Raw genomic sequence first — 11,917 nt, 5'->3', positions numbered from 1 at the left:
CTCCAACGGGATTCCCTGACACACCCGGTCGAACAACCTCCAGCGCACAGCCCTCGAATGCGGATATCCACTCGGCATCGCAACCCCTTAAATCCACGGATGTTGCACTGACCGTATGAATCCGCCCGCGGAAGCCGCGCATTAAGCCCACGCTCGGCGAGTGGATAGCTCCTCGGCCAGCAGCGTCAGCAATTCCGAGCAGCCGCCGTCGACCTTGACGGTGGCCATGTCGTCGCCGCGGGTGGGCCCGCGGTTGACGATGGCGACCGGAATGCCGCGCGCCGCGGCATGGCGCACAAACCGGTAGCCCGAAAACACGGTCAACGATGATCCGGCCACCAACAGCGCATCGGCCGCATCCACAAGTGAAAATGCTTGTTCGACAACAGCTTTAGGCACACTCTCGCCGAAATATACGATATCGGGCTTGACCATGCCGCCACACGATGGGCAGTCCAGGTAGCGGAAGCCGACAGTGTCGGTGACGACGGCATCAGCGTCCGGAGCAACCGACAGCGCGCCGCCAGCCCCGACGCGTTCGATGAATCCTGGGTTGAGCGCATCGAGTTTTTCGCCCAGCGCCGCGCGGCTCATCGACTCGCCGCAGTTTAGGCAGATCACCTGCGCATAGGTGCCGTGCAGGTTGACGACGTTATAACTGCCGGCCTTGGTGTGCAATAGATCAACGTTTTGGGTGATCACGCCGGTCACCACACCCTCGCGCTCCAGCGCAGCCACCGCCCGGTGCCCGGCGTTGGGCAGCGTTTCATCCATGTGCCGCCAGCCGACGTGATTGCGCGCCCAGTACCGCTGACGAAATAACGGGTCGGAGGTGAACTGCCGGATCGTCATCGGAGTGCTCGGCGGCGAATCAGGTCCGCGGTAATCAGGGATACCGGAGTCGGTGGAAATCCCCGCGCCGGTCAACACAACGACCCGGCGACCGGCCAACAGCGCGACCAGCTCCGGAGATTCCTCGCACGCCGTCACCCATTCGAGGGTACGGCCCCCGGCTGTCCCGCCGCGCTGTCGGTGGACGCGCCGGTCCACATGGTTGCCGCTTGAAAAGACTGTTTGCTGTTTACCCGCTTCGGGCGCCTCGCCGGAATACACTCCCGTTTGCTGGGTAGGAAACCATCCTAGGGCGTGCGCCGATGTCGCAACTGTTCATAAGCCATTCGAGCGCGAACAACGCGGAGGCCGTGGGCCTGCGCGAGTGGCTCGCCGATGAAGGCTGGGACGACATCTTTCTCGATCTGGACCCAGTGAAAGGAATAGCTGCCGGCGACCGGTGGGAGCGCGCGTTAAATGAAGCGGCGTCACGCTGTGAAGCGGTGCTGTGTCTGCTATCCCGCCCTTGGCTGGATTCACGTTGGTGCCTAAGGGAATACATGTGGGCCCAACGGCTTAACAAGCGTTTGTTCGGCGTGCTGATCGATCACCTCGACCCGAGCGCCATTCCGGCGGACCTGAGCGGAACCTGGCAGCTTGTCGATCTGGCTTGCGGCCGCGACCACCGGACTTACTCGGTGACCCTGCCAAAGACGCATCAGCAGTGTGAGGTCAGCTTCTCCGGCGAAGGACTTGAGCGGCTGCGGGCGGGGTTGGTTCAGGCGGGCCTCGATCCACGGTTCTTCGATTGGCCGCCAAAGTCAGACCCGGAGCGACCTCCCTACCGCGGCCTGAAACCCCTTGAGGCTGAAGACACCGGCATCTTCTTCGGCCGGGACGCGCCGATCGTCCAAGCGCTGGATCAGCTTCGCGGCTTGCGCGAGGCGGCGCCGCCACGGCTGATGGTGCTGCTCGGGGCATCGGGCGCGGGCAAGTCGTCGTTCCTGCGAGCCGGCATATTCGCGCGAATTGAGCGCGACGACCGCGCGTTCGTGCCGTTGCCCATCATCCGGCCCGAGCAGGCGGCCATCTCCAGCGAGACCGGTCTACTGCGTGCACTCAAAGGCAGCCTCGATGCCGCGGGGATCGTCAGGCCGCGCGCCGAGTTGCAAGCCGCGATCGACGGTGGCGCTGAAACGCTGCGGCCGATCCTGCAAGGGCTGATCGACAAGAAGACGCCGCCGACCCTCGGCGACGATGCGCCTAAAAAGCAACCGACACTGGTGATATCGATCGACCAAGGCGAAGAACTCTTCGTCGCAGAAGGCCAACAGGAAGCCGACAAGCTGCTGGCCCTGCTCCGAGCTTTACTCGTCGCCGATCAACCCGCGGCGATCGTCATCGTCGCCATACGTTCGGATACCTACAGCCACTTGCAGGAAAGCCAAGCATTCCAGGGTATCCAGAAAATTCTTTTCGATCTCGGGCCGATGCCACGAGGGTCGTATGCAGAAGTAATCAAGGGCCCTGCAACGCGATTGGAGAAAACGAACCGACCCCTGAAGATTGACGAGAACCTGGTTGAAACGCTGCTCGGCGACATTGAGGCTAGCGGCGCCAAGGATGCCTTGCCGCTCTTGAGTTTTACCCTTGAGCGCCTTTACCTGCAGAACAACGGTGCGGGCGCCTTGACGACAGTGGACTACGAAGCACTGGGCGGCATCAAAGGGTCGATCGAGGCAGCAGTCGAGCGAGCTTTTACAACGGCAGATGCCGACCCAACTGTCCCGAACGACCGCAAGACCCGACTGACCCTGCTGCACAACGGTCTGATTCCCTGGCTCGCCAGCGTCGATCCCGACACACGCGCGCCTCGCCGCCGCGTGGCGCGCTTGTCGGAGATACCTGGGGAATGCCGCCCGCTGCTCAAACACTTGGTGGACCAGCGCCTGCTCACCAAAGACGTCGTGAAGAAATCCAAGGAAGTCAGCATCGAGCCGGCGCACGAGGCGCTATTACGGCAGTGGGATCTGCTCGCGGGTTGGCTCAACGAAGACGCGGGACTCCTCGCGGTGCTCGAAGGCGTCAAGCGGGCCACTGGCGAATGGGTGCAAAACGACAAGAACGCAACTTGGCTGGCGCACTCAGCCGGGCGGCTGGCGGCTGCCAACCGGCTGTGCGAACGCTCCGATCTCGCGGCCAACCTCGAGCCGAACGAGCGCGACTACATTACCGCATGTCGGAAGGTCGAGTCGGCAGGGCGGAAAAGAAGGCGCCGCACCAGGATTGGTGTGTACACCATGCTGGTGGGCATCATCATCGGTCTTGTCGGCTGGATCAACCAGGCCACGATCAAAGACCAAATCAATTGGTACACCAAGATGCGCCCGTACATGCTGGCGAACTACCGCCCTTACCGACTCACTGCCGATGCTGAGCGAGCGTTGAAGCCGGGCAACCACTTCCATGAGTGCGGCACGAACTGTCCGGAGATGGTGGTCATTCCGGGCGGCGAATTCACCATGGGATCACCCAGCAACGAACCGGGGCGGGACCGCAACGAAGGCCCGCAGCACCAGGTGAAGATCCCGCATGCGTTGGCGGTGTCCCAGTTCGATGTGACATTCGATGAGTGGGACGCCTGCGCCAAGGTCGGCGGTTGTGCGCAGGCTCCCGACGGTGGATACGGGCGCGGGCGGCAGCCGGCCATCAACGTCACCTGGGATGACGCCGACCGGTACGCGAGCTGGCTCTCGAAAATGACCGGCCACACCTACCGGCTGCTCAGCGAGGCCGAATGGGAATACGCGGCGCGGGGCGGCACGTCGACCGCCTTCTGGTGGGGTGACACGATCGGCAACGGAAACGCCAACTGCAAAGGGTGCGGCAGCACGTGGGACGCCCACGGGCCATCTCCGGTCGGGTCGTTTAAGCCGAATCCGTTCGGCCTCTACGACGTCAGCGGTGACGTCTGGCAATGGGTGCAAGACTGCTACCACTCCAGCTACAACGGCTCCCCAACCGACGGTTCGGCGTGGATCACTGGCGCGGATTGCAGCCTGCGCGTCGACCGTGGGGGATCCTGGGTGACTGGCCGCGACACCGCGCGCGTCGCCGAACGGGGCAACTACGACGAAAACAATCGCAACTACAGCCGCGGGATCCGGGTCGTCAGAGAGCTCACCCAATGAGCCTGGCAGGCTGTGCGTCATGCCGGTCATATCTGCTTGGCGCGTTGCGCTGATCGCCTGCCTGATGTGGTCCGCTGCCACAGCACCGCTTGCGGTGCATCGGTCGGACGCGCCGGCCGTACGGTTGGCTGACACGCTCTCGCCCAACGCCACCGGTCGGATCATCGCGCTGTATCCCCGGATCACGGACGCACAAGCGTTGGCCGTTCCCGGCGGCGAACAGGTGCCCGATTTGCACCTGACCCTGGTGGACTTCGGCGACACCGGTTGCAACCTCGACGAGGCCGCATTGCAACGACGGCTCGACGAACTCACCGCGACCAACGCCCATCCGATCGAGGCCAAGGCGTTCGGTCATGCGATTTTCAACCCGCAGAGCGGGCAGTCCGACACCGCGGTGGTGTATGTGGTGGGAGATTCCGCCGATCTGGACCCCTGGCACGACCAGGCGGTGCAGCTGGCGGCCCAGTTCTGTGCTCTGCCTTCTCAACACGACCCCTGGGTACCGCATATCACTGCGACTTACGGACCCTCGGATGGGGTGCTGACCTTTACCGGCCCGGTGGTCTTCGACCGTCTTGGGCTGATTTGGGACGGCCGCACCACATACTTTCCCCTGCAACCCACCGCGCCCGGCTCCGGGTAGCTATCCGGAGTCCAAACACGCCGCGGCTGACGTCAACTTGACGTCCATGTTCTGCTCCATCATCGTCAGCGCCGCCTTGCCCAACTCGGCGTCGATATGGGCGACGGCGTCCGTCGGGATCACAACCGGGATGTGGCGCACGTAGGCGTCCAGCGCGGTGTAGAGGATGCATTGCTCAGTCACCTGACCGGTGAGAATCAACCGCTTGGTCTCGAGCCGATCAAGCAAATACGCCAATGCCGTCGCGTAGAAAGCACTGTGGCGGACCTTCGTCAGCACCCGGCTTCCCTCGGGCGGGACAATCGGATCCACCAGGTCGGGGCGCGCCCCGTTACAGGCGGAGCAAACAATATCGGAGAACTCGGCGGTGAAATCGCCGTAGTTGTCGTTGACGTACACCAGGTCGACGTCGTCGGATTCACCGGCGCGTCGAACCAGGTCGGATAGCGGTTCCATGATTTCTGCCACATTGGGTATCAGTACTTCAGCGTCGGGATGCTGATAGGTATTCAGCATGTCGACCACTAGGACAGTGGTGTCGCTCATGCTGTGGTGATACCCGATGGTCGGGTGTTGACACCGGCCGGGTGAGAATGGAAGGGCGATGGACTTTTATAACGCCTACAGCCAGGGGTTTGTCCGTGTCGCGGCGTGCACTCACCATTCCGCGATCGGCGACCCGGCGACCAATGCCGCGTCGGTTCTGCGGCTGGCTCGCCAGTGCCACGAGGACGGCGTCGGTCTCGCCGTTTTCCCGGAGCTGACGCTGTCCGGGTATTCGATCGAGGACATCCTGCTGCAAGACGTGTTGCTCGACGCCGTCGAGGATGCCGTGCTGGATGTCGTCACCGCGTCCAGTGACCTGCTGCCGGTCTTGGTGGTCGGTGCCCCACTGCGTTACCGGCACCGCATCTACAACACTGCGGTGGTCATCCATCGCGGTGTTGTGCTTGGCGTGGCACCCAAGTCCTACCTGCCCACTTACCGGGAGTTCTACGAGCGCCGCCAGATCGCGCCGGGTGACGACGAGCGTGGCACGATTCGAATCGCCGGTATGCAAGCGCCGTTCGGTCCGGACCTGCTCTTCGCCGCTTCCGACCGGCCCAACTTCGTGCTGCACGTGGAAATCTGTGAAGACATGTTCGTGCCGGTTCCGCCCAGTGCTGAAGCGGCATTGGCGGGCGCGACCGTGCTGGCCAACCTGTCCGGTAGCCCGATCACGATCGGTCGCGCCGAAGATCGCTGCCTGCTCGCCCGCTCCGCATCGTCGCGGTGCCTCGCCGCTTACGTCTACGCCGCCGCGGGGGAGGGCGAATCGACGACCGACCTGGCCTGGGACGGCCAGACCATGATCTGGGAGAACGGTGTACTGCTCGCCGAATCCGAACGGTTCCCCAAAGGGGAACGGCGCAGCATCGCCGACGTCGACGTCGAGCTGATTCGCGCGGAGCGGCTGCGGATGGGGACATTCGACGACAATCGGCGTCACCACCGGGTGATGGCGGAATCGTTCCGGCGCATCGAGTTTCGCCTTGATCCACCGTCCGGCGACATCGGACTGCTTCGCGAGGTCGAGCGTTTTCCGTTCGTGCCGACCGATCGTAACCGGCTGCAGCACGACTGTTACGAGGCCTACAACATTCAGGTCGCCGGGCTTGAACAGCGGATGCGCGCATTGAACTATCCCAAGATCGTGATCGGGATTTCTGGTGGTCTGGACTCGACGCACGCGCTGATCGTCGCTGCACGCGCGATGGACCGGGAACAACGCCCGCGCAGCGACATTCTGGCGTTCACACTGCCCGGCTTCGCGACCGGGGACCGCACCAAACGCAACGCTGTTGAGCTGTGCCGAGCCCTTGGTGTCACGTTCTCCGAAATCGACATCACCGAGACCGCGAAGCTGATGCTCAAGGAGATTGATCATCCATTCTCACGCGGCGAAAAGGTCTACGATGTCACCTTCGAAAACGTCCAGGCCGGGCTGCGCACCGACTATCTGTTCCGACTGGCCAACCAGCGCGGCGGAATAGTGCTCGGCACCGGCGACCTGTCCGAACTGGGGCTGGGCTGGTCGACATACGGTGTCGGCGACCAGATGTCGCACTACAACGTCAATGGCGGCGTGCCCAAAACGCTTATCCAACACCTCATCCGCTGGGTGATCTCCTCCGACCAGTTCGAGTCGGAGGTGGGTGAGGTACTGCAGTCTGTGCTCGACACTGAAATCACCCCTGAACTGGTGCCCAGCGGTGAAGAAGAAGAACTGCAGAGCAGCGAGGCAAAGGTCGGGCCGTTTGCCCTGCAAGACTTTTCACTGTTCCAGGTGTTGCGCTACGGCTTCCGCCCGTCAAAGATCGCGTTCTTGGCCTGGCACGCTTGGAGTGATCCCGAGCATGGCGGCTGGCCGCCGGAGTTCCCGGAGAACAAGCGACCCTCATACTCGCTCAAGGAGATTCGGCACTGGCTGGCCGTCTTCGTGCAGCGTTTCTACTCGTTCAGCCAATTCAAGCGTTCGGCGCTGCCCAACGGGCCCAAGGTGTCGCACGGCGGCGCGTTGTCGCCGCGCGGGGACTGGCGCGCCCCGTCGGACATGTCGGCGCAGGCCTGGCTTGACGAGATCGAGCGCGAGGTTCCCGAGGAGTAGGACTCGAAGCCCTCTTGATCAGTCCGCCGAAGTCGCTTCGTCGATCGCATCGGCATACGGTGCGCAGTCCCCGGCGCCGGGCACCAGAGTGGCCAGCGCGCCGGCGGCACAAGCCCGACGCAATGCTTGGTCGCGGCCGTTGGTCCACCCCGCGGAGAGCACGCCGGCAAATACGTCGCCGGCACCCGAGGTGTCGACGACCTCCAGCGCCGGTGACGCGACGTTGAGCTCCTCACCGCCGCCGGCATAGCTGGCGCCGCTGCCGCCGCGGGTGATCACTCGATGCGCAACCGGCCAAACCCATTGCGCCGCTTCGGCTTCGTTGACCACCACCACATCGGTCACTTCGGCTAACTCGGCCAGCTCGCCTGGATCGCCGCCGGACGGTGAAGCGTTGACGATCACGGTCGCTCCGGCCGAATGCGCCTCGCGGGCAGCGGCCGTCGCTGTCGTGACTGGGATCTCCAATTGCAGCAACAGCACATCGCAGTCGGCGACGAGCCCGCACAGCGCGGCGGAGTCTAGCGTCAGGCGACCGTTGGCGCCTGGCGCGACAACGATGAGGTTCTCGGCCGCCGAGTCCACCACGACGACTGCGCTTCCGCTAGGACCGGGCAACGTGATCAGTCCATCAGTGCCCACACCATTCGCGATCAAGTGCTCGCGCAGCGCCAGAGCGGCCGGGTCGTCACCCACGGCTCCGACGAACTGCACCTGCGCTCCGGCGCGCGCCGCAGCCACTGCCTGATTGGCGCCCTTGCCGCCGGGTGTCGATCGGGCCGACGTCGCCAGCACCGTCTCGCCCGGGTGCGGCAGCGTGTCGACGTTCAACCCGATGTCCATATTCACACTGCCCACCACGCATATGCGTGTCATTCCGCCGACGGTATTTCAGTCGCGCTCCGTTTCACAACGGGGCGTTGATAACGGTTTTCGGCAAATCCGATTTCAGCAGATCGTTCGCGTTACGCTGCTGCGTGATCTGCGCTTTTCCCGTTTGACAGCGAAAGGAAGCCGATTGACGCCGCCGCGCTCAACTGATCCGGTGCCGGAAGAGCAAACGGTCCCGGCCGGCAAGGGCAGGCGGAACCCACGGGTGCTGTCCCGGCTCAGCATTCAGTCCAAGATCATGGTGATGCTGCTGGTATCCAGCCTTGCGTCGTTGGCGGTGATCTGCGTCGTCGAGTACATAGCGGGACGTCATGCCCTGTTGCCCGCTGCCGAAGATCGAGCGGTCCAGGCGCGTGAGGCACAGAAGCGGGCAATCGAGATGCTGTTCGCGGACTTGACGAATTCCCTGATCGTCTACAGCAGCGGGTCAACCGCCGTCGATGCGCTGCAGGCGTTCACCGCCGGCTTCGACCAACTGGCCAATGCGACGATCGAGCCTGACCAACAACAGTCGCTGATGACCTTCTACAACGAAAAGCTGATCAAACCTATCCAGCAGGCTACTGGCGAGAAGCTGAGCATCGATGCGGTGCTGCCGGACGACAACGCGCAAAAGTATCTTCAACTGCACTACACCGTCCCGTCGTTCGGCACTTCAGCCCCGCCCGATGACCCCGGTGACGGCAGCGCGTGGTCGGCCGCGAATGCCCGTTTCAACAACTACTTTCGCGAAATCGCGACGCGCTTCGAATACCGCGATGCAATGCTGCTCGACGCTCGGGGCAACCTGGTGTACAGCGTGAACAAGGGCCCCGCGCTGGGCACCAATATCCTGACCGGTCCCTATCGCGAGTCCAACTTGCGCGGCGCATATGAAAAGGCAATGGCGGCCGACTCGGTGGACTTCGTGTGGATCACCGACTTCCAGCCGTTCCAGGCCGCGCTCGGGGCGCCCGTCGCATGGCTGGTATCGCCGATCATTGCAGCGGGCAAGACGGCGGGAGTGCTGGCGCTGCCGTTGCCGATCTCGAAAGTCAACAGGCTGATGACGGCCAACAAACACTGGAAAGCTGCCGGCTTGGGAGAGACCGGCGAGACGTATTTGGCCGGTCCGGACAACCTGATGCGTTCTGACTCACGGTTGTTCCTCGAAGACCCGAAGAAATACCAGCGCGAAGCCGTGGCGGCAGGTACACCACCCGACATCGTCGAAAAAGCGATCAAGTGGCACGGCACGACGCTGGTCCAGCCCGTCGAGACGAAAGCTGTTCGCGCCGCCCAGCGCGGACAGACCGGAACCGTCGTCGACACCGGCTATTTGGGAGACAAGGAACTGGCGGCCTACGCGCCGTTATCCGTGCCGAATTCCGACCTGCGCTGGTCGATCGTTGCAACCCGGGACACCGCCGAAGCCTACGCCCGGATCAGGTCATTCACCCGGACCCTGGTATTGACGGTCACGGCGGTAGTTTTCGTAATCTGCGTCGCGGCGATGCTGGTTGCCCAGATATTCGTGCGACCCCTCCGGCGGCTGCAAGCCGGCGCACAGGAGGTAAGCGCAGGCAAGTATGACATCACGATACCGGTGACATCGCGTGACGAGATAGGCGATCTCACTGTCACTTTCAACGAGATGAGCCGGAATCTTCAGATCAAGGAAGACCTGCTTACCGAACAACGCAGAGAAAACGACCGGCTGCTGCTGTCGTTGATGCCCGAGCCGGTCGTGCGGCGCTACCGCGACGGCGAACAGACTATCGCCCAAGAGCACCAGGACGTCACGGTTATCTTCGCCGACTTCGTCGGCCTCGATGAGATCTCGGACCAACTCTCGGGTGACGAATTGGTAGGAATTGTCGACGCACTGGTCCGTGAACTTGATTCAGCGGCAGAAACCCTTGGTGTTGAGCCGATTCGGACCGTGCACAACGGTTACCTCGCCAGCTGCGGCTTGAACGTTCCGCGGCTGGACAGCGTGCCCCGAACCATCGACTTTGCCCTAGAGATGCAACACATAATTGAGCGATTCAATAGCCAGACGGGCCACCACCTCAGTCTTCGGGCCGGCGTTAACACCGGCAACGTCATCAGCGGATTAGTCGGTCGCACTAGCGTGATCTATGACATGTGGGGTGCCGCCGTCAACCTTGCCCACCAGATGCATAGCGGTGCAGGGGAGTCGGGGATCTATGTCACCTCCGAGGTATACGAGGTGATGCATGACATTCGGCAGTTCACGCCCGCAGGCAGCATTACGGTCGGCGGCGTGGAGCAGCCGATCTGGCGATTGGCGGACCGCAGGTGAAATTCTCTGAGCCAGCTTGGCTTTACTGGGCCGTCGGGCTAACGGTCGCACTGCCCGTCACGCTGATTGGTCTCACCGAATTGCACCAGGTGCTCGCACGTAGGCAAAGCGCTCTGGCCCGACCGATCAACGTGCTGCGCAACTATCTGGTTCCGCTGACCGCCCTGTTGCTGCTGTTGACCGAGGTGGTGCAGGTTCCGGCACAGGTCACCTCGGTGCGGGTACTTGCTACGGTATTCGGCTTTTTGGTGCTGGTGCTGCTGTTGTCCGGGCTGAACGCCACCCTGTTCGAGGGAGCCCCGCAAGGTTCTTGGCGCCGACGGGTACCGACGATATTCCGCGACGTAACAAGGCTTTTGCTGATCGCGGTGGGTTTGGCGCTGATCTTCTCCTACGTATGGGGAGTGCGTGTCGGTGGGCTGTTCACCGCGCTGGGCGTTACGTCGGTGGTCATCGGCCTGATGCTGCAGAATTCGGTCGGTCAGATCGTGTCGGGCCTGTTCATGTTGTTCGAGCAACCCTTTCGGATCGGCGACTGGCTGGATACCCCGGCGGCGCGGGGACGCATAGTGGAAGCGAACTGGCGCGCCGTTCACATCCAAACCGACCGCGGATTGCAGATCACCCCAAATTCGGTGCTCGCCGCTACCTCGTTTACGAATCTCAGTCGCCCCCCAGGTGCACACAAATTGTCGATAACCACCATGTTTTCTCCGGCCGACCCGCCCGACCTGGTGCGACGGCTGCTATCGCGGATCGCGGACATGCTGCCGCAGCGCAAGCCCGGCACCACACCGACCGCGGTGGCGACCGGCAGCGGCGAGTACCTCGTCACCATCGGGTTGAAGTCGCCAGCCGACGACGGCCCGGCGCGCTCGACTTTCCTGCGATGGATCTGGTACGCGGCCCGGCGTGAGGGCCTTCATCTCGACGGCGCCGACGACGACTTTTCCACTCCCGCACGGGTGCAGATGGCGATGCGAACTGTTGTGGCACCGGCCTTGCGGCTGAGCCTCACCGACCAACAGTCCCTGCAGGCGCACGCCAGAATCGTTCGATACGGCACCGACGAATTCGTGCTGATGGCCGGTGAAGTGCCCACCGCGATGACCTTTTTGGTCAAGGGCACCGTCCGGCTGACAACCACTACCGAAGACGGTTCAGTGCTGCCACTGTCTGTGCTGGAAGAAGGGTCCTTCCTCGGGCTGACCACACTGACCCGTCAACCACACCTTGGTTCGGCTTATGCGCTGGAAGAAGTCACAGCGCTGGAGATCGACCGCGAGCACATCCAAGATCTCGTCATGCGGTCACCTCTGCTGCTTCAAGAACTGGGACGCATCATCGACGACCGGCGAAAGCGCGTCGGCAGCCCGGCGCCGTGAGTGCGGCCGGCCGAGATGAAG

8 protein-coding genes are annotated in these 11,917 nt (G+C 63.0%); 5 read left to right on the top strand and 3 right to left on the bottom strand.

Annotated elements, in window-relative coordinates; all coding sequences use genetic code 11:
• Window positions 1–141: 141 nt before the first annotated feature.
• The gene (locus tag WB785_RS21790) at window positions 142–990 is read right to left on the bottom strand and encodes a Sir2 family NAD-dependent protein deacetylase (RefSeq protein ID WP_424081726.1); all 849 of its coding nucleotides are present in this window, start codon (window positions 988–990) and stop codon (window positions 142–144) included.
• A 164-nt stretch (window positions 991–1,154) separates the two neighbouring features.
• Between WB785_RS21790 and WB785_RS21785 the strand changes: the two genes are divergently transcribed.
• Both WB785_RS21785 and WB785_RS21780 read left to right on the top strand, forming a co-directional pair.
• A complete protein-coding gene (locus WB785_RS21785) occupies window positions 1,155–4,022 on the top strand; it encodes an SUMF1/EgtB/PvdO family nonheme iron enzyme (protein ID WP_424081725.1) in 2,868 nt (955 codons plus the stop codon).
• Window positions 4,023–4,041: 19 nt separating this feature from the next.
• Window positions 4,042–4,668: a hypothetical protein gene (locus WB785_RS21780; protein ID WP_424081723.1), complete on the top strand. Its 627-nt coding sequence runs from the start codon at window positions 4,042–4,044 to the stop codon at window positions 4,666–4,668.
• Here WB785_RS21780 and WB785_RS21775 read toward each other — a convergent pair whose 3' ends face one another.
• Window positions 4,669–5,214 (bottom strand): cysteine hydrolase family protein, encoded by a 546-nt coding sequence (locus WB785_RS21775; protein ID WP_424081721.1) that lies wholly within the window; start codon window positions 5,212–5,214, stop codon window positions 4,669–4,671.
• A gap of 58 nt (window positions 5,215–5,272) precedes the next feature.
• Here WB785_RS21775 and WB785_RS21770 point away from each other — a divergent pair, with 58 nt between their 5' ends.
• Window positions 5,273–7,315 carry an NAD(+) synthase gene (locus tag WB785_RS21770; protein WP_424081719.1) on the top strand — a complete coding sequence of 681 codons (2,043 nt, stop codon included), beginning with the start codon at window positions 5,273–5,275 and terminating at the stop codon, window positions 7,313–7,315.
• Between the two features lie 18 nt (window positions 7,316–7,333).
• Here the strand turns inward: WB785_RS21770 and WB785_RS21765 are convergent, their stop codons facing one another.
• The gene (locus WB785_RS21765) at window positions 7,334–8,191 is read right to left on the bottom strand and encodes a PfkB family carbohydrate kinase (RefSeq protein ID WP_424081717.1); all 858 of its coding nucleotides are present in this window, start codon (window positions 8,189–8,191) and stop codon (window positions 7,334–7,336) included.
• Window positions 8,192–8,333: 142 nt separating this feature from the next.
• On the opposite strand from WB785_RS21765, the gene WB785_RS21760 reads away from it, so the two are divergent.
• Window positions 8,334–10,511 carry an adenylate/guanylate cyclase domain-containing protein gene (locus WB785_RS21760; RefSeq protein ID WP_424081716.1) on the top strand — a complete coding sequence of 726 codons (2,178 nt, stop codon included), beginning with the start codon at window positions 8,334–8,336 and terminating at the stop codon, window positions 10,509–10,511.
• Window positions 10,508–11,896, top strand: coding sequence for a mechanosensitive ion channel domain-containing protein (locus tag WB785_RS21755; RefSeq protein WP_424081714.1), 1,389 nt, complete (start codon window positions 10,508–10,510; stop codon window positions 11,894–11,896). The genes WB785_RS21760 and WB785_RS21755 overlap by 4 nt, the downstream gene beginning before the upstream one ends.
• Window positions 11,897–11,917: the final 21 nt, after the last annotated feature.

This window comes from Mycobacterium sp., from assembly GCF_049585075.1.
Lineage (GTDB): Bacteria > Actinomycetota > Actinomycetes > Mycobacteriales > Mycobacteriaceae > Mycobacterium.
Note: the sequence above shows the minus strand (reverse complement) of the source record. Positions and strands in the feature narration are given on the sequence as shown.

Coding starts and splice junctions, on each gene's coding strand:
- WB785_RS21785 (WP_424081725.1), top strand. CDS start 1,155: ATGTCGCAACTGTTCATAAGCCATTCGAGCGCGAACAACGCGGAGGCC.
- WB785_RS21780 (WP_424081723.1), top strand. CDS start 4,042: ATGCCGGTCATATCTGCTTGGCGCGTTGCGCTGATCGCCTGCCTGATG.
- WB785_RS21770 (WP_424081719.1), top strand. CDS start 5,273: ATGGACTTTTATAACGCCTACAGCCAGGGGTTTGTCCGTGTCGCGGCG.
- WB785_RS21775 (WP_424081721.1), bottom strand. CDS start 5,214: ATGAGCGACACCACTGTCCTAGTGGTCGACATGCTGAATACCTATCAG.
- WB785_RS21765 (WP_424081717.1), bottom strand. CDS start 8,191: ATGACACGCATATGCGTGGTGGGCAGTGTGAATATGGACATCGGGTTG.